The organism is Variovorax sp. YR216 (assembly GCF_900107745.1).
GTDB lineage: Bacteria > Pseudomonadota > Gammaproteobacteria > Burkholderiales > Burkholderiaceae_C > Variovorax.
In genome coordinates, this window is the sequence record NZ_FNRO01000014.1 from 86,685 (window position 1) to 109,590 (window position 22,906).

At 68.2% G+C, this 22,906-nt stretch carries 24 protein-coding genes; 11 read left to right on the plus strand and 13 right to left on the minus strand.

Going from position 1 to position 22,906, the window contains the following annotated elements:
* The first annotated feature begins 9 nt into the window (after positions 1–9).
* Complete coding sequence (locus BLW05_RS26375; protein WP_093166544.1) at positions 10–411, plus strand: putative toxin-antitoxin system toxin component, PIN family; 402 nt, start codon at positions 10–12, stop codon at positions 409–411.
* Here BLW05_RS26375 and BLW05_RS26380 read toward each other — a convergent pair.
* Complete coding sequence (locus BLW05_RS26380; protein ID WP_093166545.1) at positions 408–1,304, minus strand: BUD32 family EKC/KEOPS complex subunit; 897 nt, start codon at positions 1,302–1,304, stop codon at positions 408–410. The two genes, BLW05_RS26375 and BLW05_RS26380, sit on opposite strands and share 4 nt — an antisense overlap.
* 146 nt (positions 1,305–1,450) lie before the next feature.
* Here BLW05_RS26380 and BLW05_RS26385 point away from each other — a divergent pair, with 146 nt between their 5' ends.
* Entirely contained in the window at positions 1,451–2,233 is a 783-nt protein-coding gene (locus BLW05_RS26385) for a YecA/YgfB family protein (RefSeq protein WP_093166546.1), read from the plus strand.
* A 70-nt stretch (positions 2,234–2,303) separates the two neighbouring features.
* Positions 2,304–3,482 (plus strand): MFS transporter, encoded by a 1,179-nt coding sequence (locus BLW05_RS26390; RefSeq protein ID WP_093166613.1) that lies wholly within the window; start codon positions 2,304–2,306, stop codon positions 3,480–3,482.
* 9 nt (positions 3,483–3,491) lie between these two features.
* On the opposite strand, the gene BLW05_RS26395 is transcribed toward BLW05_RS26390, so the two are convergent.
* From BLW05_RS26395 to BLW05_RS36560, 3 genes are read right to left on the minus strand one after another with little or no spacing between them, the layout of a single operon-like run.
* The gene (locus tag BLW05_RS26395; RefSeq protein WP_093166547.1) at positions 3,492–3,935 is read right to left on the minus strand and encodes a GFA family protein; all 444 of its coding nucleotides are present in this window, start codon (positions 3,933–3,935) and stop codon (positions 3,492–3,494) included.
* A gap of 34 nt (positions 3,936–3,969) precedes the next feature.
* On the minus strand, positions 3,970–4,278 hold the full coding sequence (locus BLW05_RS36555) for a GNAT family N-acetyltransferase (protein ID WP_256330501.1): 309 nt from the start codon (positions 4,276–4,278) through the stop codon (positions 3,970–3,972).
* 16 nt (positions 4,279–4,294) lie between these two features.
* Positions 4,295–4,780: a nuclear transport factor 2 family protein gene (locus BLW05_RS36560; protein WP_093166548.1), complete on the minus strand. Its 486-nt coding sequence runs from the start codon at positions 4,778–4,780 to the stop codon at positions 4,295–4,297.
* Between the two features lie 301 nt (positions 4,781–5,081).
* Between BLW05_RS36560 and BLW05_RS26410 the strand changes: the two genes are divergently transcribed.
* From BLW05_RS26410 to BLW05_RS26430, 5 genes are all read left to right on the plus strand, one after another.
* The gene (locus BLW05_RS26410; RefSeq protein WP_093166549.1) at positions 5,082–5,654 is read left to right on the plus strand and encodes a fimbrial protein; all 573 of its coding nucleotides are present in this window, start codon (positions 5,082–5,084) and stop codon (positions 5,652–5,654) included.
* A gap of 102 nt (positions 5,655–5,756) precedes the next feature.
* Positions 5,757–6,488: a fimbrial biogenesis chaperone gene (locus tag BLW05_RS26415; protein WP_177142822.1), complete on the plus strand. Its 732-nt coding sequence runs from the start codon at positions 5,757–5,759 to the stop codon at positions 6,486–6,488.
* A gap of 105 nt (positions 6,489–6,593) precedes the next feature.
* Complete coding sequence (locus tag BLW05_RS26420; protein WP_177142823.1) at positions 6,594–9,137, plus strand: fimbria/pilus outer membrane usher protein; 2,544 nt, start codon at positions 6,594–6,596, stop codon at positions 9,135–9,137.
* Between the two features lie 51 nt (positions 9,138–9,188).
* Positions 9,189–10,016, plus strand: a complete 828-nt coding sequence (locus tag BLW05_RS26425) for a fimbrial biogenesis chaperone (protein ID WP_143044930.1) — start codon at positions 9,189–9,191, stop codon at positions 10,014–10,016.
* A complete protein-coding gene (locus BLW05_RS26430) occupies positions 10,013–11,152 on the plus strand; it encodes a fimbrial protein (protein ID WP_093166553.1) in 1,140 nt (379 codons plus the stop codon). The genes BLW05_RS26425 and BLW05_RS26430 overlap by 4 nt, the downstream gene beginning before the upstream one ends.
* Positions 11,153–11,208: 56 nt before the next feature.
* Here BLW05_RS26430 and BLW05_RS26435 read toward each other — a convergent pair whose 3' ends face one another.
* The 4 genes from BLW05_RS26435 to BLW05_RS26450 are packed head-to-tail and all read right to left on the minus strand — an operon-like array spanning position 11,209 to position 15,009.
* Positions 11,209–11,724, minus strand: a complete 516-nt coding sequence (locus tag BLW05_RS26435; protein ID WP_093166554.1) for a CinA family protein — start codon at positions 11,722–11,724, stop codon at positions 11,209–11,211.
* Positions 11,718–12,287 (minus strand): phosphatidylglycerophosphatase A family protein, encoded by a 570-nt coding sequence (locus BLW05_RS26440; protein ID WP_256330502.1) that lies wholly within the window; start codon positions 12,285–12,287, stop codon positions 11,718–11,720. The genes BLW05_RS26435 and BLW05_RS26440 overlap by 7 nt, the downstream gene beginning before the upstream one ends.
* 54 nt (positions 12,288–12,341) lie before the next feature.
* Positions 12,342–14,012 (minus strand): FAD-dependent oxidoreductase, encoded by a 1,671-nt coding sequence (locus BLW05_RS26445; protein WP_093166556.1) that lies wholly within the window; start codon positions 14,010–14,012, stop codon positions 12,342–12,344.
* Positions 14,013–14,019: 7 nt separating this feature from the next.
* Positions 14,020–15,009, minus strand: coding sequence for a Bug family tripartite tricarboxylate transporter substrate binding protein (locus tag BLW05_RS26450; protein ID WP_093166557.1), 990 nt, complete (start codon positions 15,007–15,009; stop codon positions 14,020–14,022).
* Positions 15,010–15,102: 93 nt separating this feature from the next.
* On the opposite strand from BLW05_RS26450, the gene BLW05_RS26455 reads away from it, so the two are divergent.
* A complete protein-coding gene (locus BLW05_RS26455) occupies positions 15,103–16,008 on the plus strand; it encodes a LysR family transcriptional regulator (protein ID WP_093166558.1) in 906 nt (301 codons plus the stop codon).
* Between the two features lie 15 nt (positions 16,009–16,023).
* On the opposite strand, the gene BLW05_RS26460 is transcribed toward BLW05_RS26455, so the two are convergent.
* Positions 16,024–16,278 carry a hypothetical protein gene (locus BLW05_RS26460; protein ID WP_093166559.1) on the minus strand — a complete coding sequence of 85 codons (255 nt, stop codon included), beginning with the start codon at positions 16,276–16,278 and terminating at the stop codon, positions 16,024–16,026.
* Positions 16,279–16,374: 96 nt separating this feature from the next.
* Between BLW05_RS26460 and BLW05_RS26465 the strand changes: the two genes are divergently transcribed.
* Together BLW05_RS26465 and BLW05_RS26470 are read left to right on the plus strand one after the other, a co-directional pair.
* Positions 16,375–16,995 (plus strand): response regulator, encoded by a 621-nt coding sequence (locus tag BLW05_RS26465; RefSeq protein ID WP_093166560.1) that lies wholly within the window; start codon positions 16,375–16,377, stop codon positions 16,993–16,995.
* Entirely contained in the window at positions 16,995–18,812 is a 1,818-nt protein-coding gene (locus BLW05_RS26470) for an ATP-binding response regulator (RefSeq protein ID WP_093166561.1), read from the plus strand. The genes BLW05_RS26465 and BLW05_RS26470 overlap by 1 nt, the downstream gene beginning before the upstream one ends.
* Positions 18,813–18,837: 25 nt before the next feature.
* On the opposite strand, the gene thiL is transcribed toward BLW05_RS26470, so the two are convergent.
* From thiL to apaG, 4 genes are all read right to left on the minus strand, one after another.
* Positions 18,838–19,806: a thiamine-phosphate kinase gene (gene thiL, locus BLW05_RS26475; protein WP_093166562.1), complete on the minus strand. Its 969-nt coding sequence runs from the start codon at positions 19,804–19,806 to the stop codon at positions 18,838–18,840.
* A 7-nt stretch (positions 19,807–19,813) separates the two neighbouring features.
* Entirely contained in the window at positions 19,814–20,935 is a 1,122-nt protein-coding gene (locus BLW05_RS26480; RefSeq protein WP_093166615.1) for a YbdK family carboxylate-amine ligase, read from the minus strand.
* A gap of 154 nt (positions 20,936–21,089) precedes the next feature.
* A complete protein-coding gene (locus tag BLW05_RS26485) occupies positions 21,090–22,358 on the minus strand; it encodes a cation:proton antiporter (RefSeq protein ID WP_093166563.1) in 1,269 nt (422 codons plus the stop codon).
* Between the two features lie 144 nt (positions 22,359–22,502).
* Positions 22,503–22,901, minus strand: a complete 399-nt coding sequence (gene apaG, locus BLW05_RS26490; RefSeq protein WP_093166564.1) for a Co2+/Mg2+ efflux protein ApaG — start codon at positions 22,899–22,901, stop codon at positions 22,503–22,505.
* Positions 22,902–22,906: the final 5 nt, after the last annotated feature.

Here is a 22,906-nt window from a genome sequence, read left to right on the forward strand (position 1 = left end):
CACGCCGGCATGACCGTCGTCCTCGACACCAACATCGTTCTCGACCTCCTGGTGTTCGACGATCCGGAGCGGGCGCCGCTCGCGGCCGCGCTTGCGGCCGGCGAGCTGCGCTGGCTCGCCACGGCCGCGATGCGCGACGAGTTCGAGCGCGTGCTCGGCTATCCGCTGATCGTGGCTCGGCTGGCGGCCATCGGCCGGCAGTCCGCCGAGGTGCTTGCCGCCTTCGATGCGCGCGTGCACATGATCGACGCCGTGCCGGCCCGCGCGCCCTGCGTATGCAGCGATCCGGACGACCAGATCTTCATCGACCTCGCGGTCGCGCACGGTGCGCGGCTTGTGAGCAAGGATCGCGCGGTGCTTTCGATGCACAGGCGGCTGGCGGCGCACGGCGTCGCCGTTTCGACGGCCTAGTGGCTGTACCAGCGCGCCAGCAGGCTCGCTACTGCGCGCACCCGCTGCGTGTCGCGCCCCCAGCGCCGCCCCGAGGGCAGATGCCGCAGCCACCGCATGCGCCGCGCTGCGACGGTCAGACGGTCGCGCACTTCGTCGCTCGCATCCGCCAGTACCGCGTGCCAATGCTGGGCGGCTGCATGGGGCGATGCGGCATCGACCAGCATCGCGGTGGAGTGCAGGTAGCTGAGCCAGTCGCGCGTCTGGCATTCGGGCAACGGCAGCGTCTCGCCGGGGTCGTCCTCGAAATCGATGTAGCCGATGGCGCCGTCCGGGCACTGCACGAGGTTGCGGTCGAAGGCCTGGCTCAGGTAGGCGTCGCGCGAATGCACCAGCGCGATGGCGTCCAGCCCGTCGCGCCAGACCGCGAGCAGCGCGACGGGACCGGCGGCAGCCGCCTGATCGAGCCGCTCCTGGAGCACCACGGCCGGGCGGCCGCTTTCGCCGAGGTCGGAAATCAGCATGCCATCCGTCTGCTGTGCCAGCACCGCCGGAACGCGCAGGCCGGCATCGCCGAGCTGCCGCAGCCGCCGCGCCTCGATCTCGATCGCCGCCTCGCCGCCCGGGTTGGGCACGGGCGACAGCACATCGAGCCGGAGCACGCCGGAAATCGCCGCCAGCAGCCGGTAGCGCGCCTGGCCATGCCGGGGCCCGGCCTTCTTCAGCCAGACGCGCTGGCCCCCGAAGCGATGGCTCGAAACCGCCTTCGTCTGCTGCGGCAGCATGAGCCGCAGAAATTCGGCGTAGTCCTCCGCCTGTGGCGGCGCGTCCGCCTCGAGGGGCGCGGGCGCGGAAGCCGTGCCTTTTCGCATCTGAACGCGGGAGGAAACCCCGCCCCGTCTGACAACGCTCATACGGACAGGATCGGGTGCGGGAGGGGTTGCGCAATTTCGCAAGGCGAAAAAATGGCGCAACCCGCGGGGAGCGGCGGAATCGACGGGGTAGGAATAGCGGTCTCCGGGAACCTTGCTGCATCATAGAGGGCTGCCTGTGCACTGACATGACAACCCTTCCCGACACCCCCCCCAACACCCCGCCCGCGGACGCGCCGCTCGGCCCCGACGATTTCGACGCCCAGGACAACGCGCTCGACGCCATGCGCGAGCACGACGAGGAGATTCCGCAGTGGGAATTCTGCGAAGGCTTCCTGGCCGCGCTGGTCTGCTCGCGCCGGCCCATCGAGCCTTCCGAGTACTGGCCCGTGCTGCTGGGCGATGGCTTCGCGCCCGCGCAGCACATGGAGTTCGTCTGGCGCTGGAAGCGCCGCTGGCGCGAGATCGAGACCGCGCTCGATGCCGACGTCGAGTCGCTCGAGGACGAACGCACCTTCCAGCCCGAGGTGCTCGACACGCGTGGCGCCATCGCCGCGCTGCCCGAGGAGGAGCGCGGCGAGATGGATGGCGAGGCCATCCCGTCCTTCGCGCAGGTGTGGGCGCTCGGCTTCATGTACGCGGTGGAGAACTGGCCCGACGAATGGGCCGCGCCGCGCGACAAGGAAGCGGCGCAGATGCTCGACGACGCGCTCGACGCGATCGTCACGCTGACCGAGGACGACAAGGGCCAGCCCGTGGTCTCGATGTACGCCGAGGACGGCCCGCCCAGCGTGAGCCAGCAGCGCGTGGATGATTTCGGCGCCGCCATCTGGGCGGTGTACGACCTGCGGCAGCTCTGGCGCAGCATGGGTCCGCGCGTGGAGACCATCCGCAAGGAAGCGACCCCGGGGCGCAACGACCCGTGTCCCTGCGGTAGCGGCAAGAAGTACAAGAAGTGCCACGGGCAGTAGCGCTCCCTCCGACGGAGCTGGGGCGTTGAGTTCGGCGTCGATCGCTCTTCCCGCGCGCACGGCGTGGGCGATGGTGCTCGCGCTGTGCACCGCCTTCGCGCTCAGCCAGGCCTTCCGCACCGTGGGCGCGATCATGGCCGGGCCGCTGCAGAAGGAATTCGGGCTGTCGGCGCAGGCGCTCGGGATCTTCTCGGGCTCGTTCCACTTTGCCTTCGGCGCGATGCAGCTCTTCATGGGCATCGGCATCGACCTGCACGGCGTGCGCCGCACGATGCTCACCGCGTTCCCGCTCGCGATCGCCGGTGCGGTCCTTTCCGCTTTCGCGCCGGGCTACGGGTGGCTGGTGGTGGGGCAGGTGCTGATCGGCGTCGGCTGCGCGCCAGCCTTCCTGGTGTGCACGGTGTTCATCGCACGGCACTTTCCGGTGACGCGATTCGCGTCGATCTCGGGGCTGGTGCTCAGCATCGGCGGCGTGGGCATGTTGATGACCGGCACGCCGCTCGCATGGCTGGTGCAGGAGCATTCGTGGCGCATGGGCTTCGCGGTGCTCGCGGTCGCTTCGGTGCTCGCATGGCTGTCGATCCTCTGGGGCGTGCGCGAGCCCTTGCCGCAGGGCAGGGGCCCGCGCGAATCGATGACGGCCGCGCTGCGGCAGTTCGGCGCGCTGTTCGCGATGCCGCACACGCTCGGCATCATGGTGCTCGGCGCGGTGACCTACGCCGCGTTCATCTCGCTGCGCGGGCTGTGGCTGGGGCCGCTGCTCGTGGAGCGCCACGGCTTCACGCTGGTGCAGAGCGGCAACGTCGCGCTGATCGTGTCGGTCATTTCGCTGATCGGTGCACCGCTCTTCGGCCGCATGGACCGCGACGGCCCGACGCGCCGGCGGCGCATCGTGGCCTGTGCCTTCGCGTACGCGGGCTTCTTCGTCGCCATCGCGCTCTTCAACAGCGCGTGGATCGACATCGTCTGCGCGGTGCTGATCGGCTTCGTGTCGGGTTTCATCGTCTGGCAGTACGCCGACGTGCGGGCGGCCTATCCGTCCGCCATCACCGGCCGCGCGATGGCAGTGTTCACGATGGCGATGTTCCTCGGCGTGGCACTGATGCAGTGGGGCACCGGTGTCGCCGCGTCGGTCGCGCAGGCGCATGGCGCCGATCCGTTCAGGGCGGTGCTCGCGACGATCGCGGTGCTGCTGGTGGGCGCGACGTTCGCGTTCGCGTGGCTGCCGGCGCCGAAGAACGAGGGTTGAACGGGGGCCTCAGGCGGCCGTGTTCTGCGCCGGTGCGGCGAAGGTCACGTCGCTGATCCAGTTGCGCTTTCTGCGCGCGAGGCGCGCGTCGATGTCCTCGCCCTCGAACGACGCCGGCACCGGGCGAAGCAGCGCGCGGTCCACATTGCCGAAGGCGTTCACGTTCACCACCGCGTAGGTGCGATCGTCCAGCGTGCAGGTCACCAGCGGCACCACGCCGCACCGGCTGCAGACGTGGAAGCGGCCGGTGCCCGTGCCGAAGAAGTAGCCGGGATCGAGCGACGGGTCCCGCACTGTCACCCGCAATGCGCCGGCCGGGTTGGAGGTCCACACGCCGCCGTGCTTGACGCAGAACGAGCAGCCGCAGGCGCGCGCCGGTATCTCGGTGGGGTCCGGCTCCCACGTGAGGTCGAAGGAGATGTTGCCGCAGTGGCAACCGCCCTGGATCAGCATGGCGGACCTCCTGTCCGGATTCGGGATCGCCCGTTCAGATGTTGAAAGCGCGCCGCGACGCGGGTTGCACGATGTCCGCGTACTCGGGGTGCTTGCGCAGCCACCCGGCGATGAACTGGCACACCGGAATGACCGGCAGGCCTCGTGCCCGCGCCTCGTCGAGCACGTGTCGCGCGATCGCGGAGCCGACGCCCTTGCCTTCGTGCGCCGGCAGCACCTCGGTGTGCGTGAACATGATGGCATTGCTCAGCAGGTTGTATTCGCAGTAGCCGGCGAGCTCGCCGCCGATGGTCGCTTCGTAGCGATGCAGTTCGGGTTTGTCGGTGATCGTGATGTCGGTCATGCGATGTCCATGCGGTTCAGGGTTGGCGGGCGAGGAAGGCCGCGAGGTTCGCCGCCGCGGTGGCGCGCACCTTCCTGCGGAGTATCGGCGACCAGCCCAGCAACAGGCCCGGTGTGCCCAGCGCCTGCCGGGACCAGCGCCAGAAATCGAAGCTGTCGCGCTGCGTGGCGATGAGCCCCTCGGGCGTGAAGGTGAAGCGCGAGTCGATCGCGTTGTCGACGATGCGCCCGGTCGCGCTGAACAGGTAGTGCGCGTCCCAGTGCGCGCTGCCGCCCGTGGCATCGGCTCGCACGTCGCGATAGCTGAGCTTCCAGACGGCCGCGCCCTTGGCCCGCGTGCCCCCACAGAGCATCTTCCACATGCCGCCGATCTCGCGCGCGCCGCGCAGCGAAAAGGCTTCGTCGTCGAAGGTGGCATCTGCGGCGTAGCAGGTCGCCATCGTCTCCGCGTCGAGGCGGGCGAAGGCGTCGTAAAGAAGGTGGATGGTTCTTTCAGGGGACATGGGTATTGGGGAATTGAAATGGATCTGTGGCCATTGGAGATATCGAGAAGACGAGTAGTAATTGTGTAGTAGTCGTCAATTGACTTTGGTTTGTTTGCATCAATTCGTTCGTTCGAAGGCAATTTCGATTTTTCAGCCTTTTCTTATATGGCCCGATTTTCAGTATTGAAAGAATAGCCACGCTGCAACGCACCAATTCTTTCTGCCTGGTCCGTTGCCGCTCTCCCGGCACCCGATCCCGTGGCACTCCAAGCGGCCCCGGACGGATTGCCATTCACACTCCAACTAAGGGAATTTTCGAATGAAAGCATCACTGGTCGCATCCGCAATGTTCGCCGCCCTGCTCGCTGCAGGCAGCGCCTCGGCGGAGTCGACGATCACTTTCACGGGCAGCGTGACCGATCGCACCTGCTCGTTCACCGGCGGCAACGGCACCAGCGGCGGCACCAATGGCAACTTCACCGTTCCGCTGTCGCCTGTTTCGGCCGCCGAAATCGACGGGGCTCCAGCCAGGACATTCGGCGCCAAGGGTTTCGCGATCAACATCACAGGTGGCGGCACCGCCACCTGCGCGGACGGCACGCCGGCCAAGATGTCGTGGAACGCGCTCCAGGCCACCATCGATCAGGCCAACGGCACGCTGCGGAACACCCTCACCGGCGCCACCGCCGCCACCAACGTCGGCATCGGCCTGTTCAATGTCAACGGCAGCCGGATCGACCTGCGCAACACCGACGATGCGAACAACCCGACGGTGAACGTGTCCGGCTCGAGCGCCCAGCTGCAGTACGTGGCCAAGTACGTGGGCTTCGGCGGCTCCGTGACGGCCGGCGCTGTCCAGTCAGCGCTTGAGTACGTCGTGTCGTTCAACTGACGCGCCGCTCCGGCCGCAACGCTCGCACGGCCCCGCCTTGGCGGCCGTGCGAGCCCTCTTCACCTTCCCCGTTCCGCAAAGATGATTCCGTTGTTCGCTCGAATGGCCATTCCCGTGGTGGCACTGTTCTGTTGGTTCGCGCCCGCGCAGGCCAGTCTGGTGATCGAAGGCACGCGTGTCGTCTTTCCCTCGTCGGCGAGGGATGTCACCGTCGGCATCGTCAATCCCGACACCAACGCCTACCTCATGCAGGCATGGCTGGACACCACTTCGGAAGCCGAGAGCAGGCCCGATACGTCCAAGGCCCCGTTCATGCTGACCCCGGTGGTGAGCCGCATCGACGCCGGAGAACGACGCAGCATCCGCATCGTCCCGCTGGCCGCGACGCTCCCGCAGGACCGCGAATCCATCTTCTATCTGCATGTCCTCGGCGTGCCCGCGATGCCGAGTGACGTCCAGGCCGACGACAACTTCGTCCAGGTGGCCGTGCGCAGCGTGATCAAGGTGTTCTACCGCCCCGCCGCGCTGAAGAGCACCGATGCCGTCGCCGCGCCCGCCGCGCTGGTCTGGAGGCTGGTCCCGCAAGGCAGGGGCCACGCCCTGGAGGCGCACAACCCGACGCCGTTCCATGTCTCGTTCTCGCAGTTCAGCGTCGATGTCGACGGCAAGACCATCGACGACTTCTCCGGCGGCATGGTCGGGCCGGGGCAGACCGTGGTGATGAGCACGCCGCGATTGAACGCGCATCTTGCGCAAGGCGGCATCGCGATCCGCTACACCGCCCTCAACGATTGGGGTGGGCGCATGACCGAGCCCCTGACCCTCGCAAAGTAGTCCTCCATGTCCTCGATCTTCACGAATCGCCACTCGGCCACGAGTGGCGGGAGGCGCAGCTCGCGCCTGCGGTCCGGCCCGCAATCGCTTCGTCGGGCCATCCTCATGGCAGTCGGCACCCTGGCCGGTGCCGCCTTCGCCCAGGATTCCGTTCCCTCGCCGGCACCCGAGCGCCGGGGCGGCGTGCAGGTGGCCCAGTTCAACACCGACCTGCTGTTCGGCGGTGGCGCGGTCGATGCCAGCCGCTTTCGTTTCGGCAACCCGGTCCTGGCCGGCGACTACCGGGTCGATATCAACGTCAACGGCGATCATTTCGCGCGTGAAACCCTGCGCTTCGTCGACCCGGGGAACACCGGCAGCGCAGGGCCGTGCCTGAGCGTCGAGTTGCTGCAGCGCATGGGCGTGCTGACGACCGGGATCGTCCCCGACGCCACCGGCTGCGTGGATCCGGGCCAGATCAGCCCCGACGCGAGCTATCGCTTCAACGACGCGGCCTTGACGCTGGACCTGGGCATCCCGCAGGTCGCGCTGTCGCAGCAGCCGCGCGGCTATGTCGATCCCGCGCTGTGGGATCCGGGCGTCAACGCCGCCACGCTCGGGTACAGCCTGAGCAGCTTCCGCTCGAGCTCGTCGGGCCGCAGCGACACATCGAACTTCCTGGGGCTCAATGCCGGCGTGAACGTGGGTGCCTGGCGATTCAGGCAGTACGGCACCCTCAGCAACGCCAGCAGCCAGGGAACCCACTGGAACACCATCTCGGCATTCGTCCAGCGCGATCTCCAGTCGCTGCAGTCGCAGCTGACCATCGGCGACACCTTCACCACCGGCGACCTGTTCGACTCCATGGGCTTTCGCGGCGTGCGCATCGCGACGGACGACCGCATGCTGCCGCAATCGCTGCGCGGCTACGCGCCGATCATCCGTGGCGTCGCCAACAGCCAGGCGCGGGTGGAAGTCCGCCAGAACAACAACCTCATCTACCAGACCACCGTGGCGGCGGGCGATTTCGCGATCACCGACCTCTATTCGACCGGCTACGGCGGCGACCTGGAGGTGACGATCACCGAGAGCGACGGCAGCAAGCGTTCCTTCCGCGTGCCCTATGCGTCCGTGGCGCAACTGCTGCGCCCGGGCTACAACCGGGTGAGCGCGACCGTCGGGCAGTTGCGGGACATGTCCCTGTCGCGCAAGCCCTACGTCGGCGAAGTCACCTGGCAGCGCGGGCTGACCAACACCATCACCGGATACACCGGCGCGCAGGCCACCGACGATGCCTACCAGGCGGTCATGGGCGGCGTGGCCTTCAACACGCCGGTGGGGGCGGTGGCCCTCGATTCGACCTATGCCCGGGCCCGTATCCGGCTGGGCCAGGTCGGGGCATCGGACACGCAGGACGGCACCAGCACGCGCCTGACCTACACCAACAACATCACGAGCACCGGCACCAACTTCACGCTGGCCGCCTACCGCTACTCGACCAAGGGCTTTCTTTCGCTCAGCGACAGCGCCAGGCTCAACGATCTTGCCGATCGCTCGGGGCCGGACGTACTGCCCGACAGTGCTTCGAGTGCCAGCGACATCCTCGAACGCCAGAAGCAGCGCCTGCAGCTCAACCTCAACCAGACCATCGGCACATCGAGCGCCGTCTTCTTCAGCGGCTCGACGCAGAACTTCTGGAATCGGTCGGGCAGCGTGCGCCAGTTCACCGCGGGCTTCAATCACATTGCCGGAGCCGCAAGCATCGGCCTCTTCGCGGCCCGCCTGCAGCGGTCCGGGGGGCAATGGGACAACCAGATCGGCGTCAGCGTCAGCGTCAGCCTGGGGCCGCGCACCGAGACGCGCAGCCCCGTCTCCGTGGCGCTTCGCACCAACAAGATCGACGGCGGGGACTGGCACACCCAGGGCTCGGTCGGCGGGACTGCCGGCGAACGCGGCGAGTTCGGCTATTCCGCCAACGCGGGCCATGGCGGCGGTACCTCCGACTTCGGCGTGGCGGGCAGCTACTCCGGCAGCGCGGGCAACGTCGGCGTCGGCTACAGCCGAAGTTCCGGCGGCAGCAGCAGCGTCTCGGCCAACGCCAGCGGCGCTCTCGTCGCCTTTCCCGGCGGCGTCAGCCTGGCGCCCAGCCTCGGCGAGACGGTGGGCGTGGTCGAGGCCAAGGGTGCCGCGGGCGCAAGGCTGACGCAGGGCACCAATGTGTCGATCGGGCGCAACGGCTACGCCGTGGTTCCCTACCTGTCGCCCTACCAGTCCAATGAGATCGCCCTGGATCCCTCCGGGACCAGCCTCGACTTCGAACTCAAGTCCAGCAGCAAGCGTGTCGCGCCGACGGCCGGTGCTGTCGTCAAGGTGGCGTTCGAGGTGGAGCGCGGGCGTGCCATGGTCGTGCGCGCGCGCATGCCGGACGGCCGCCCCTTGCCGTTCGGCGCCGATGTCTATCAAGGCGACACATTGCTCGGCGCGGTGGGCCAGGGCAGTCGCATGCTCGTGCGGGTCGCCGAAGACAGCGGGCGGCTCAGCGTCAAGCCCGGATCAGGCGTGGCGTGCGCGATCGACTACGCCCTGCCGCCGCTCGCGGACAACGAGCAGCCGGTCGGCCTGCCCACCGTCGATGCGGTCTGCCAACCCGCGTCCGGCAAGGGAGGTTGAAGGGTGAAATTCATCGCATTCCTTCTGCAGCAACCCGGGCATTGCCGCCGCGTGCTGCGCGCCGCCGGGGTGGCCTGCCTTCTTGCCGCCACGGGCGCCGCGTCGGCGGGCGTCGAAGCCCCCACGCGTGTGGTGTTCGAAGGCACCAGCAAGGACATGAGCCTCGTGCTGCGCAACCCCGGGCAGACGCCCTCCCTGGTTCAGGTCTGGATCGACGAGGGTGATCCGCGCGTCGATCCCAGCAAGGTGAACAGCCCCTTCCTGATCCCCCAGCCCCTCGCGCGGGTCGATCCGGGCGAGCGGCATCGCATGCGACTTCTCTATGCCCCCGACGCGAAGCCCCTGCCAGAGGACCGCGAGAGCCGCTTCTTCCTCAACATCCTGGACATTCCCCCCAAGGTGGACCCCGTGCCGGGCGGCGCTGCCATGCTGACCTTGGCGGTGCGCTACCGGATGCCGCTCATCTACCGGCCGGCCGGCCTGACGAAGGTTTCCCGCCCGGCGTACGTGACCGCTTCGTTCATGCCCTGGGGGTTGGAGCAGGAAAACGGCCAGTGGCAATTGCAGGCGAAAAACGAAGGGCGGTACTACCTCACGCTCGGCGATTTCGAGCTGAAGCAGGACGGCGCCACCTTCGTCGCCAAGGGTGACGAAGTCGCGCCCTACTCGCAAAAGAACTTCGCGCTGACTGCGTCCGACGCCACCAGGGACATGTCCGCGCTGGACAAGTCCAGGCCGATGGAACTGACCTACACGGTCGCCGACGACGGCGGGCAGCGGGTGACCGTCCGCCGCGAGATGGTGCCCGATGCCTCCCACCTCCGGACTCTCCCGCCTGGTTCCCCGGCGGATTCAGAAAGCAAAGCCGTAGCCCCATGAACAACTCCTCCCTCTTTCGTTGCCTGGGCCGCTTCCGGGTGGCCGCGCCGATCGTCATTCCGGCCCTGATGGGCGCACCCCTCCTGGCACATGCACAGAATGTGCAGTGCGCCAGTCCGGCCCCCACCCTGACCGTGCAGAGCGCGTGGGCCGCAACCAACAGGAACCCGATGGATGTCGCCAAGAACACCGAAGCGATCAACACGGCGAAGCTGCTGATCGCCTACGCCGTGACGAAGCTCGATAGCGGGCAGGCGGCCATGTCCCTCCACATCGGCTATACCTCGCTTCAGGGTAGCGAATGGGTCGCGGCGGCCAACGCCGTGCGCTTCAATCAGTACGCGAATACGGCCAAGGGCTTTGGAATGCGCATGACCGACGTCACAACGCCGAACTCCCCCAAGGCATGGACGCCCGGTCTGGAGGACCCGGTCTTCGGCAATCAGGTTTCCAACGCGGGGATCAACCAGACCACCCTGCTCGCGACGTCGATCCAGTTCGATCTGGTGCGGCTGGATGACCTGACCACTCCGGGCACGCTGCGTTACTTCGGCGGCAACGGGGTTGCTTTCAACCCTCGCTACATTCCCAGGGGCGGCGGGCCCTGGACCAACATTCCCAACTGCGCCCTCGGCGTGGGCATCGTCGACTTCGGCCGATTCAGCATGCCTGAACCGCCTCCTCCCCCTCCGCCCAAGATGGCCTGCACCTTCAACGGCGGCAATGCGATCAACATCCACCTGCCTCAGGTGTATGTGGGCAACCTGGTCACTGTGGGGCAACCCCCGGCGGGCAACTACCCCAAGGTCCAGTTCCCGCTTCGCTACAGCTGCGAGACGGGGGGCGTCGTCAATCCCAACTACGTGCTTCAGCTCAATGGAAACGCAGCCCCCAGCGGCAGCAGCGCGCTGGCCACCAATCTGGCCAACGTGGGCGTGAAGGTGGAGGCGGTGAGCAGCCGTGGCGGCGCGGCGGTCACGCTGGAGCCCAACACGACCCAGATGCCGCTGTACGACGCCGGCGCCGCGGGCGGCTCCACGATGACCCTTGTCAGCTATCCGGTACGCACGCAGAGTGGCGCCATCACCGCGGGCAGCTTCCAGGCGGAGGGCACGCTGGAGGTCTTCTCCAACTAGCGGGCAGCGCTAGTCAGAGGGGCCTCGCTGATGCCCAGGGGCGACGAGGTCGCTCCCTATTCGACCAAGGCCTTCAGCGTCTGCAGGGCGTGATGCACGGTGGCGCTGCGCACCGCGGCGCGATCCCCATCGAAGCGGCGGCGTTCGGTGCGCACCTGGCCGGCCACGCCCCAGCCGAACCACACGGTGCCCACGGGCTTGTCGGGCGAGCCGCCCGTGGGCCCGGCGACACCGGTGACGGCGACGGCCACCTGCGCCTTCGAATGTCCGATGGCGCCTTGCACCATCGCCCGCGCGACCTCTTCGCTCACCGCGCCATGCGCCGCGATCAGTGCCGCGTCGACCCCGAGCATTTCGGACTTGGCCTCGTTGGAGTAGGTCACGAAGCCGCGCTCGAACCAGTTGCTGGAGCCTGAGAGATCGGTGCACGCGCCGGCGATGAGGCCGCCGGTGCAGCTTTCGGCGGTGGCCATCATCCAGCGCTTGCGCTGCAGCAGATCGGCAAGCGCCAGCACCAGCGCGGGCGTGTCGAGGTCGGAAAGCGAGGGAGTTTGCGTCATCGGGTTCACCATGCGCCAAGGGCAGAGACTGCGGCGATCACCAGCAGCGTGCAGAAGGCGGCCACCAGGTCGTCGAAGATGATGCCGAATCCTGCCCTGTGCCAGCGCATCGTTTCCGGCGTGGCGTCCTTCTGCTTGAAGAGCTGGTCGGCCCAGCCCACGGGACCTCGCTTGACCGCGTCGAACAAGCGAAAGAGCGCGAAAGCGAGGATCTGCATCGGCAGCCCGGCCGGCATGACGAGCCAGAGGATGATCCAGAACGCGACGACTTCGTCCCACACGACATTGCCCGGGTCCGCCACGTTCATGTGGCGCGCGGTCACGGTGCAGGCCCACCAGCCGATCGGCAGCGACGCGAGGATCACCCAGCCGATGGTCGTGCTGGACAGCCACAGGTGCATGACGAGGTAGGCCGCCCACGCCCACAGCGTGCCGATGGTGCCCGGCGCGCGGCGCGGAAGGCCCGAGCCGAAGCCGAGGGCGATGAGGTGCGCCGGGTGCGCGAACATGAAGCGCACCGTGGCGCGGCGTGGCGAAAAGTCGGAGGGGGTGCCGGAAGGGGAAGCAGCAGACATGAGGGCGACAGTGTCGCGCATCTGCGCCGATGCCGGAGCAAAAGGAAAGCAGGCTCAGGCGGCGGCCACCTCCCGTACCACCTGGCCGCGCAGGCGCGCCACCAGATCGCCCGTGTCTTCGGGCACGCAATCGCCACGCCATGCGACATGCTGGTCGGCCCGACAGAGCAACAGCCGGTGACGGTAGGCGGCCGGGACGTCGGCCGCATCGACGTCGACGAGGGTCAACGGCATGCCGCACGATGCCGCGGCCCGCACCAGCGTCGAGACATCCGCCGCGCGATCGAAGCGCAGCAGCGTGTAGCCGGGCCCGAAGGTGTCGTACAGCGAGCGTCCGTCGGCAAGCCAGATATGCGGCGCGCGGCAGCCCGGCACGGTGGAAGGCGTGAAGCTGCCCATCGAGTACGCCGGCGGCTCCTCGCCGTCGGCCGCGATGATCGGCGAACCCATGTAGTAGTAGCCGAAGTTCAGGCCGCCGCAGCAGAACTGCTGCACGTTGAGTTCGTAGGCCTCTCGCCCGACCTCGGCGCGCAGCGCATCGCCCTCGGCGCCCGGCGCCTCGATGTCGGCGGGCACGGCCCGGCGGGCGCGGATCATCTTCTGCGCGTGATCCATCGCGAAATGCGATACCTGTTCGGTGATCGGCTGGCGTTCGGCCTCGTAGGCGTCGAGGATGCCCTCGTCCGCCCAGCCCTGCACGCAGGCAGAGAGCAGCCAGGACAGGTTGACGGCATCGGCGATGCCCGCGTTCATGCCATAGCCCGCGTACGGTACCCACAGGTGCGCCGCATCGCCCGCGATGAACGCGCGGCGGTCGCGGAAGCGGTCGGCAACGAGCCGGCGCCCGACCCAGTCTTCCTTGCTGATCACTTCGTAGCGGAAGTCCGCGCCGACGCCGAGAATCTCTCGGATCGCCCAGTCGCGATTCACCGAATCGAACTCGGGCTCGTCGACATTGAGGTGGTTGTGCACCAGCCACGTCTCCTGGCCGTCGATGGCGAACACCGTGCCGCAGCGGCGCGGGTTCACGGAATAGTAGGACCACGCCGGTTTGCCGGGGATCATCGCGCGCAGTTCCGGCGCCCGGATGAAGGTCGACTGCACCCGCTGGATGACCGCGGTGCCTTCGAGCTTCGCGCCGATCTTCTTGCGCACGCCCGAGCTGCCGCCGTCGCAGCCCACCAGGAACCGGCACCGGATGGTGCGGGCGGTGCCGTCATCGAGGTCGAGAGCCGTGGCCGATACGCCCTCGTCGTCCTGTTCGAAATCGGTGACCTGCGTGCGATTGAACAGCGTCACGTTCGGCAACGCCGCCGCGTGCCGCAGCAGGATCGGCTCGAGATAGATCTGGTTGATGCGGTGCGGCGGCTCCGGCGTGGGCCACCAGGCGTCCGGGCCTTCGGTCTCGGTGTAGCGGTCGCGGCGGCACGGGATCGGGATGCGCGTGAGCTCCGTGCCTGTCATGCTGGTGCGGAACACCACGTCGTTCGGATGATCGGCGGGCAGGCCGGCGTCGCGCAGCTTCTGCGCCACGCCCAGGCGGCGGAACTGCTCCATCGTGCGCGCCGACACGTGGTTGCACTTCACGTTCGGCGGCTCGGCAAAGCGGCGGGTCTCGGCGATGGCGACCCTCACGCCGCGCGAGGCCAGGTCCATGGCCAGGGTCAGGCCCACGGGGCCGGCGCCGACGATCAGTACGTCGGCTTGGAGTTCTTGGTTCGTCATCGGGTTCTCAGTCCAGCTTGATGCCTGCGGTCTTGATGACCTTGGCCCATTTCTTCGTCTCGGCGCGGATGTAGTTGTCGAAGTCCTTGGGCGTGCCCGGCGCGGGCTCCACGCCAAGGTTGCGCATGGCGGCCTTGACCTGCTCGTCGTTGAGCGCGTCGACGATTTCCGCGTTCAGCCGCGCGACGATCGGGGCCGGCGTGTCGGCCGGGGCGACGACGCCGAACCAGCCGGTCGAGTCGTAGCCCGGCAATCCCGCTTCGGCGACGGTGGGGACGTCCGGCAGCATCGGCAGTCGCGCCGGGCTGGTCACGGCATAGGCGATGAGCTTGCCCGCCTTGATCTGCTGCAGGGCCGACGGCAGATCGACGACCGCCAGCGGAATCTGACCCGCCAGCGCGTCGAGCGCCGCGGGGCCCGAACCGCGGTACGGCACCTCCACCAGCTTCACGTCTGCCATCTGGCCGAAGAGCGCCGCCGACAGGTGCATGGCCGTGCCGTTGCCGCCGTGGCCGATCGACAGCTTGCCCGGCTGGGCCTTCGCCAGTGCGATCAGGTCGCGCTGCGCCTTCGCCGGCACCGAGGGATGCCCGACGATCACGAATGGAATTGCGGCGAGCATGCCGACCGGCTTGAAATCCTTCAGCGGGTCGAAGGGCATGTTGGGGTAGAGGCTGGAATTCGCCGACAGCGCGCCAGCGGCGCCGACACCCAGTGTGTAGCCGTCGCCCGTCGCCTTCGCTACGGCCGCGAGGCCGACGTTGCCGCCGGCGCCGGGCCGGTTGTCGACCACCACCGGCTGGCCGAGCTTGTCGTTCAGTTTCGGCACCAGCATGCGGACCACCGCGTCGGCGCTGCCGCCGGGCGGGAAGGTGACGATCACCCGGATCGGCTTGGTGGGGAAGTCGCTGCCGCCGGCAGCCTGGCCGTGCGCGGGGCCGGCGAGCAGGGCGCAGGCCGCGCCCAACAGCGCCAGGGCGCGTGCGAATCTTTTCATGGATCGATCCTCATGTTGTCTCCAGCGCGCATTGGACGGCAGGGAGATTCATTCGTAAATCAATAATTTCCGAACGAAATATGATGTCTTCTGATGAATCAGAACTTCAGTCCCACGGTGCGGCAGTTGCGCGCCTTCGTTTGCGTGCACCAGCTGCGCAAGGTCAGCGCGGCGGCCGAGAAGCTGTATGTCACGCAGTCGGCGGTGAGCATGTTGATCCGCCAACTCGAGGAGGGCCTGGGCGCGCGGTTGTTCGACCGCACCACGCGCTCGCTGCAGCCCACGGCGGCTGCGCAGGAGATGCTTGCGACGGCCGAGCGCATCCTGCGCGACGTCGATTCCCTGAGCGCAGGTTTTCGCGAGCTCTCCACGCTGCAGCGTGGCCGCGTCTGTCTCGCGATCACGCCGACGCTGGCTTCATTCCTGATGCCTTCGGCGATCCGCCGCTTCGGCGAGGCGCATCCGCAGGTGCGTGTCGTGGTGGACGATTGCGCGCCCGAGCAGTTCGTCTCGCGCATCATCGGCGAGCATGTGGACTTCGGCATCGGCACGCCGGAGCGGCCGGGCGCGGCGGTCGAGACCGAGACGCTGCTGCGCGACCATCTGAGCCTGGTGTGCCTGCGTGACCACCCGCTCGCCGGCAAGAAGGCCGTGCGCTGGGCCGACCTGGGTGGCCATCCGCTGGTCACGGTGCGGCCGGGCTACGGTATTCGCCCCCTGATCGACAGCACGGCCCGGGGCGCGGGCGTGGAGCTCAACGTGGTCAATGAGGTGTCGTTCCTGTCGACCGCGATCTGGATGACCGAGAGCGGCATGGGCGCATCGATCATGCCTTCGGCCTTCGCGAAGGCGGCGGGCAATCCCGCGTTGATGATCAAGCCGATCGCCGCGCCGCGCGTGTCGCGCGACATCTTCGTGGTGACCAAGCCGGGGCGTTCGCTGTCGGCGGCGAGCCGCAGCTTCATCGAGGCGTTGCGGCGCGCCTTGAAGGACGGTTGAGAAGGCCCCGGCCCTTCAGGCCGGCTGGAAGTGCTGCTCGATGCGCTGGGCGACGGCCTTCGGTGTGCGGCGCAGGGCCTCGATGGCGCAGGCGCCGAGGAACAGGCCTTCGAGGTTCAGCTCCACGGTCGTGAAGTAGTGTCCGAGCGAGGCGGCCGCATCGATCAGGCAGTGCTCGATCGATGCGAACGCGCCACCGGCTTCCTGATCGCTGATGCGGTAGGAGTAGGCGTCGGGTTCGACACGGCGGATCTCGAGCACGGGCTTCATTGCAGGGTAATCATCGGCACGGGGCCTTGGGAGGTAAATAGTCCATTTGGACCGCCCGGTCTGGACCGCCCGGACTTCGCGCAGAATGCGCGGGTCATGCTGCCGGCCAAGATTCTTCTCATTGACGACCACGCGATGTTCCGCTGCGGATTGCGGATGGTGCTCACGTCCGGGATTCCCGATGTCGAAGTGGCCGAGGCCGGCTCGCTGGAAGAGGCGATGAAGACCGGCTTGGCCGATCCGGGCCTGGTGCTGCTGGACATCCAGCTCCACGGCTTGAACGGTCTCGAAGGCATCGCGCTCGTCAGGCGCAAGTGGCCCGAAGCGCCGGTGGTGATCCTCTCGTCGGATGCCACGCCGCAGAGCGTGCGGCTGGCGCTGGATCGCGGCGCGGCGGCCTTCGTCTCCAAGGCCGAGACGGCGGACAACATCCTCGCGGTCATCGAGAAGCTGCGGCGCGGGCAGGAAGTCGAAACGCCCGTGCAAGCGGATGCGCAGTCGACCGACGGCGAGCCGCCCCGGCAACTGTTGACGCCGCGCCAGTTCGAAGTGCTCGACCTGCTGTGCCAGGGCCTGTCGAACAAGGTGATCGGCCGTCGTCTCAATCTTTCGGAGAACACGGTGCGCGGCCATGTGCAGGCCGTGCTCGCGGCGCTCGAGGTGTCTAGCCGCTCGGAAGCGGGCTTCGAGGCACGGCGCCGGGGGCTGGTCTCCTGATGCGCAATCCACTGCGGCTCGCCGAAGGGCGTACGCTGGTGGAGCAGCTTCGCCTGCTGCTGGGCAACGTCGGCAGCTCGGTGGGGCCGACCATCCTTGTGGCGCTGCTGCTGGTGTGGGTGCTGTCGAACGGAAGCAACGCGACCAGCCTGCGCGTGTGGGCCGGCATGGTGATCCTGAGCAAGCTCTGGTGTGCACGCGAGGCGCGGCGAATGCTGGCCATGGAAATCCCGCCCGACCGTGCGCGCGGGCTCGTGTGGCAGCAAATGACGCTCAACGCGGTCGATGGTGCGATCTGGGGCGCCCTGGGCTGGGCCGCGCTCGGCACGACGACGATGGCCGGCAGCGTGCTGGTGGTCGCGGTGCTCGCGGGCGTGGCCGGCAGTTCGATGTCGTCGCTGGCGCCGGTGCTGCCGGTGTTCATCGTCTTCGGCTCGACCGAACTCGCGGTGCTCGCGTCGAAGCTGTGGACGCTGGACGACCCGGCCTACAACGCGCTGGGCGTGGCCGGTTTTCTCTACGTCGCGACGCTGCTCGGTCAGGCGCGCAACAGCGCGAAGGCGGCGTTGGCGGCGATCAATCTGCGCTTCGAGAACGTCGAGCTGATCGAGCGCCTGCGCGTCGAGACCGAGCACGCGCAGGCGGCGCACCAGCAGGCCGAGCAGGCGAATCTCGCCAAGTCCAAGTTCCTCGCGGCGGCGAGCCATGACCTGCGCCAGCCGATCCATGCACAGGGGTTGTTCCTCGAAGTGCTCGCGCGCAGCAAGCTCTCCGCGTCGCAGTACGACGCGCTCGCCAATGCGCGCGCCACCTGGCAGGCATCGGCGGAAATGCTCGACACGCTGCTCGACTTCTCGCGTATCGAGGCGGGCGTGGTCGAGCCGCAGATGCAGGTGTTTCCGCTGCAGCCGCTGCTCAACAAGATCGAGAACGAGCTCGCGCCGCAGGCGGACGCGAAGGGCATCGTCTACCGCTCGCACGAAACCCACGTGGCAGTGCGCTCCGACCCGGCACTGGTGGCGCTGATCCTGCGCAACCTGGTGTCGAACGCGATCCGCTACACCGAGCGCGGCGGCGTGCTCGTGGCCTGTCGCGAGCGGGACGGCCGCGCGGTGATCGAGGTGTGGGACACCGGCATCGGCATCGATGCGTCGCAGCACGAGGACATCTTTCGGGAGTTCCACCAGCTCGGCAATGCGGAGCGCGACCGCCGCAAGGGCCTGGGACTGGGCCTCGCGATCGCGCAGGGCCTCGCGCGTGCGCTCGGCAGTGCGCTCACGCTCGCTTCGCGGCCGGGGCGTGGGAGCGTCTTCCGCATCGCGTTGCCGACGGCGCAGATGGGTGTGGTGAGCAGCGGCGTCGAAGTCATTCCGGGCCACTCGAGCGTCTTCAATGTGCGCGTGCTCGTCATCGACGACGACGATGCGATCCGCGCCGGCATGCGCCAGCTGCTGACCGCATGGGGCTGCGAATGCGACGCGGCCGATTCGATCGAGGAGGCACTGGCGCTCGCGCGGCTGCGTCCGCCGGGGCTTGTCATCAGCGACTACCGCCTGCGCGAGCTGCGCACCGGCGCGGAGGCGATCGCGGCGCTGCGTGCGGAATTCGGCCAGCAGTTGCCGGCGCTGCTCATCACGGGTGACACCGCACCGCAGCGGCTGCGCGAGGCGCGGGCGAGCGGCGTGCCGCTGCTGCACAAGCCGGTGTCGCCGAACCAGCTCTATCACGGGCTGGTGTGCGTGCTCAACGATGTCGAGCTGGACTCGTCCTTCGCCATGCTCGAGGCCACGCCCGATGCTGGCCTGAAGCGGGCCTGATGACGCGCTGCCGGGCGCTGCCCGGCTACTTGAAGTGGTCGAACGAGGCGTATTGCCGCGCGACCGGCTGGCCCAGCCCATCGACGAGACGCAATCCTGCTTCCGCTTCGATGCGGCCGATGCGCGTGACATGCACCGAGGCCGCGCGACCGGCCTGCTCGACCGCTTCGCGCGCCGAAGGCGGCGCGGTGAACGCGAGTTCGTAGTCGTCGCCGCCGGCGAGTGCGCAGGCGCGCAATGTCTCGATGCCGAGATCGTGCGTGGGCTCGTCGATCCCGACCAGCCCCGCCGCCGCATCGGCGTCGAGCGTCGCGCCGACGCCGCTGGCCTTGAGGATGTGGCCGAGATCGCCGACCAGCCCGTCGCTGATGTCGACTGCCGCGGACGCAATGCCGCGCAGCGCCTGCCCGAGCGCCACGCGCGGTGTCGGCAGCTCCATGCGGGCGCGCGCCCGCTCGAAAAGCTCGCCCGGCAGCGACAGCGTGCCGCGGAACACTTCGAGTGCCAACCGCGCATCGCCGAGCGTGCCGCTGACCCAGATGTCGTCGCCGACCTTCGCGCCCGAGCGCAGCAGCGCCGTGCCGGCGGGCACTTCGCCGAACACCGTGATGCAGATGTTGAGTGGCCCGCGCGTGGTGTCGCCGCCGACCAGCTCGCAGCCATGCAGATGCGCCAGCGCGAAGAGGCCGCGCGAAAAGCCCGCGAGCCAGTCCTCGTCGACCGACGGCAGCGCCAGCGCGAGCGTGAACGCGAGCGGCTTCGCGCCACAGGCCGCGAGATCGCTGAGATTGACCGCCAGCGACTTGTGGCCGAGCCGCTCGGCATCGACGGTCGAGAGAAAGTGCCGGCCCTCCACCAGCATGTCGGAGGACACCGCGAGCTGCATGCCCGCGGCCGGCGCGAGCAGTGCGCAATCGTCGCCCACGCCCAGCGGCGAGCGCTTGACGGGGCGTGTGAAGTAGCGCGCGATCAGGTCGAATTCGCCAGTGCTCATGTCAACCTCACGCCGCACCGCGGAACCGGAGCGCTGACTGCCGCACCGTCTCGGCCAGCAGCTTTTCCCTGCCCTGGCGCTCCCGCAGCCAGCGCGCATCGTTGCGGTTGGCTTCGACGCTGGTGCGCAGCCCGGCCAGCGCCTTCGTCGCGTTGAGCGCCTCGCTGTGCCATTCGAGCTGTGTCATGGTCATCAGGATGTGGTCGCGCAGCGGCATGTGTTCCCCGCTCGCCGGGTCGACGTACACCGCATCGAGCCCGAAGCGGCACGCCTGGAAGCGGTTGTAGGTGTAGACGAGGTAGTCGTCCTCGACCGGCGTGAAGGGCTGCTCCTGCAGGAACCATGCGGCGAGCGACTGGACGTAGCCCGCGAGCGCGGCCGCGCGTTCGACGGTCAGCGGCGTGTCGAAGACGCGGATCTCGATGGTGCCGAACTCGGGCTTCGGGCGGATGTCCCAGTAGAAATCCTTCATGCTGCGCACCACGCCGGTCCGCGTCATGCGCATGAAGTAGTTCTCGAACTCCTTCCACGACAGCGTGAACGGCGCGCGGCCCGAGAGCGGGAATGCGAACACCGAATTCAGGCGCGCCGAATCGAACTGCGTGTCCTGCCCCTGCACGAAGGGCGAGGATGCCGACAGCGCGATGAAGTGCGGGATGTAGCGCGACATGCGATGCAGCATCAGCAGGGCTGCATCCGCGTCGGGGCAGCCGATGTGCACATGCTGGCCGAAGATGGTGAACTGCTTCGAGAGATAGCCGTAGAGCTCCGACAGCTCGCGAAAGCGCGGCTTGTCGTAGATGCGCCGCTCGTGCCACTGCTGGAAGGCATGCGTGCCGCCGCCGACCACCGCGATGTTGAGCTTGTCGGCATTGCGCACCAGCGCGTCGCGGATCGGCGTGAGCTGGTCCAGCACGTCCTGGGCGGAATGGCAGATGCCGGTGGAGATCTCGATCATGCTGGAGGTCATCTCCGGCACCACGCTGCCGGGCAGCGGCGTCTGTGCCATGAGGCGCAGCATGTCCTCGGCGTAGGGCGCGAGGTCGTAGTCGTGCGTGTTGACGAGCTGCAACTCGACCTCGACGCCCAGCGAGAGGGCGACCGATTTGTTGAAGCGCTCCATGTGCACCACGCGGCTGGCCGGCGTGTCGGGCATGTCGTCGGCATTCGAGGGGGTGGGCGGTGGCGTACGCAGGCTCATACCGGCCCCCATGCTCGGCACTGCGTGTCCTCGCGGCCCCCCGAGGGGGCGCGAGCTTGCTTGGGGCGGCCCGGCGCTGCGCTCATCGTTGCGTGTCCTCCACGGCGCGGAAGGCTTCGGGGAACCAGGGCTTGGAACTCTCGCCAGCGCCGTGGATGGCGATCGTCGCGATCACCGCGCCGAGCACTTCCATCAGCAGGATGGCCGGCAGCGTGATCTGCGTGATCATCGCACCCAGGAGCGGCGAGGCGGTCACGAAAGCCGACGCGATCAAGAGGGCGATGGACGACAGCGGCGACATCGCGCAGCCGACCCAGAAGGCCTGCTTCCAGCTTGCACCGCTGCCCGGGTTGGCGATCGCCACGCCCGCGATCTTGGCGAAGGCACGCACCCCGATCATCGCGAGCACCATGCTCGCGACCGGCAGGCTCCAGTCGGCCTGCGCGGCCACGGTGGAGACGAGCACGAACATCATCATCGTGATCAGCGTGGCCGCGGTGCCGAGCTGGCGCGGCCACGCCCACGGCTTGGGATTGAGCGCCTTGAGCAGCACGCCGCCGATGAGTGCGGCGAGCGGCGCGGAGCCGCCGAAGTGCGCCGCCAGCGCCGCGCCCGCGGCGATGATCGCAAGCAGGAGGATGGAGGTGTTCTCGCTGGTCGGGCTCATCACGCGCAGCGCCGAGCGCAGGGACAGCGCCATCAGCGCGCCCACCACGAAGGACATGCCGAGCACCACCAGCACCGGCTGCAGTTTCTGGATGAGCCCGAGCGGCGCATGCTCGATCAGACCCGCTTGCGCGTAGCCGAGCGTCAGCGCATAGAAGGTGTTGAGCGTCGCGAGCGTCATCGCCCGCTCGGTCACCGGACCCGAGGCACGCGTGTCGATCACCACCCGCATCAGCACTGCCGGCGACGCGACGATGGCGATCAGCGCGACGGGGTTGGCCACCGGATCGGGCACGTCGAGCCAGTGCAGGGTCCAGAAGACGCCGAAGTAGGTCAGTGTCGATTCGAGGATGCTCTGCACGAGGATCATCGGGTTGTGCCGGAACCAGCGCAGCGGCAGTCGGCCGCCCGCCTCGAACAGCACGATCGCCACGCCGAGTTCGACGAGGAAGAGGCTGATGCCCTGCAGCGGCCAGATCGCACCTTCGAACCCCGCGAAGCCGACGACCGTACCGACGATCGAGTAGCCGAGCACCTTCGGCATGCCGATGTAGCGTTGCACGAGGTGCCCGGACGCAGCCGCCGTGGCGAGCAGCAGGGCCCACAGCACCGTGGGGAGACCCGCGGAAGGCCGGACCCACTCAGCCCAGAAACCCAGCAGGTCACTGGAAAACCAAGAACTCATTCAATACTCCGCCACGCTTCGCGCGGCCTATGAACTGTTGCAGCCCATCCGTGGGCACCCGCAGATCCGGCTTCGCCGGGCTGCCGGGTGCGCCCCCTCGAGGGGGCGCCCGAGCCACACGAAGTGGGCGAGGCTGGGGGTGGGCTAATGGATCACCCGCGAGGAGGGCATGCCGCCTTCCGCATCGGCTTCCAGCACGAACATCGGAATGGGCACGTCGAAGCGCTCCGCCCGTTCCGTCACGATGAAAAAGCTTCCGCGCATCGTACCGGTCGATGCCTGCAGCCGGCAGCCGCTGGTGTAGTGGAAGGTCTCGCCGGGCGCGAGCAGCGGCTGCTGCCCGATCACGCCGAGGCCGGCGACTTCCTGCGTGTGGCCGGTGGCATCCTGGATGAACCAGTGACGGGCAATGACCTGCGCGGCCCGATCCCCGTTGTTGGTGATCGTCACTGCGTAAGCAAAGGTGAACACCCCGTCTTCGGGCGAAGACTGGTCGGGCAGGAATCGGGGTTCGACCTGCACGGTCATGGGGAAGCTGGACATCCCGG

Excerpts from the sequence above, each read along its gene's own strand:
- BLW05_RS26375 (WP_093166544.1), top strand. The coding sequence starts at position 10 with ATGACCGTCGTCCTCGACACCAACATCGTTCTCGACCTCCTGGTGTTC.
- BLW05_RS26380 (WP_093166545.1), bottom strand. The coding sequence starts at position 1,304 with ATGAGCGTTGTCAGACGGGGCGGGGTTTCCTCCCGCGTTCAGATGCGA.
- BLW05_RS26385 (WP_093166546.1), top strand. The coding sequence starts at position 1,451 with ATGACAACCCTTCCCGACACCCCCCCCAACACCCCGCCCGCGGACGCG.
- BLW05_RS26390 (WP_093166613.1), top strand. The coding sequence starts at position 2,304 with ATGGTGCTCGCGCTGTGCACCGCCTTCGCGCTCAGCCAGGCCTTCCGC.
- BLW05_RS26395 (WP_093166547.1), bottom strand. The coding sequence starts at position 3,935 with ATGCTGATCCAGGGCGGTTGCCACTGCGGCAACATCTCCTTCGACCTC.
- BLW05_RS36555 (WP_256330501.1), bottom strand. The coding sequence starts at position 4,278 with ATGACCGACATCACGATCACCGACAAACCCGAACTGCATCGCTACGAA.
- BLW05_RS36560 (WP_093166548.1), bottom strand. The coding sequence starts at position 4,780 with ATGTCCCCTGAAAGAACCATCCACCTTCTTTACGACGCCTTCGCCCGC.
- BLW05_RS26410 (WP_093166549.1), top strand. The coding sequence starts at position 5,082 with ATGAAAGCATCACTGGTCGCATCCGCAATGTTCGCCGCCCTGCTCGCT.
- BLW05_RS26415 (WP_177142822.1), top strand. The coding sequence starts at position 5,757 with ATGGCCATTCCCGTGGTGGCACTGTTCTGTTGGTTCGCGCCCGCGCAG.
- BLW05_RS26420 (WP_177142823.1), top strand. The coding sequence starts at position 6,594 with ATGGCAGTCGGCACCCTGGCCGGTGCCGCCTTCGCCCAGGATTCCGTT.
- BLW05_RS26430 (WP_093166553.1), top strand. The coding sequence starts at position 10,013 with ATGAACAACTCCTCCCTCTTTCGTTGCCTGGGCCGCTTCCGGGTGGCC.
- BLW05_RS26435 (WP_093166554.1), bottom strand. The coding sequence starts at position 11,724 with ATGGTGAACCCGATGACGCAAACTCCCTCGCTTTCCGACCTCGACACG.
- BLW05_RS26440 (WP_256330502.1), bottom strand. The coding sequence starts at position 12,287 with ATGTCTGCTGCTTCCCCTTCCGGCACCCCCTCCGACTTTTCGCCACGC.
- BLW05_RS26445 (WP_093166556.1), bottom strand. The coding sequence starts at position 14,012 with ATGACGAACCAAGAACTCCAAGCCGACGTACTGATCGTCGGCGCCGGC.
- BLW05_RS26450 (WP_093166557.1), bottom strand. The coding sequence starts at position 15,009 with ATGAAAAGATTCGCACGCGCCCTGGCGCTGTTGGGCGCGGCCTGCGCC.
- BLW05_RS26455 (WP_093166558.1), top strand. The coding sequence starts at position 15,103 with ATGAATCAGAACTTCAGTCCCACGGTGCGGCAGTTGCGCGCCTTCGTT.
- BLW05_RS26460 (WP_093166559.1), bottom strand. The coding sequence starts at position 16,278 with ATGAAGCCCGTGCTCGAGATCCGCCGTGTCGAACCCGACGCCTACTCC.
- BLW05_RS26465 (WP_093166560.1), top strand. The coding sequence starts at position 16,375 with ATGCTGCCGGCCAAGATTCTTCTCATTGACGACCACGCGATGTTCCGC.
- BLW05_RS26470 (WP_093166561.1), top strand. The coding sequence starts at position 16,995 with ATGCGCAATCCACTGCGGCTCGCCGAAGGGCGTACGCTGGTGGAGCAG.
- thiL (WP_093166562.1), bottom strand. The coding sequence starts at position 19,806 with ATGAGCACTGGCGAATTCGACCTGATCGCGCGCTACTTCACACGCCCC.
- BLW05_RS26485 (WP_093166563.1), bottom strand. The coding sequence starts at position 22,358 with ATGAGTTCTTGGTTTTCCAGTGACCTGCTGGGTTTCTGGGCTGAGTGG.
- apaG (WP_093166564.1), bottom strand. The coding sequence starts at position 22,901 with ATGTCCAGCTTCCCCATGACCGTGCAGGTCGAACCCCGATTCCTGCCC.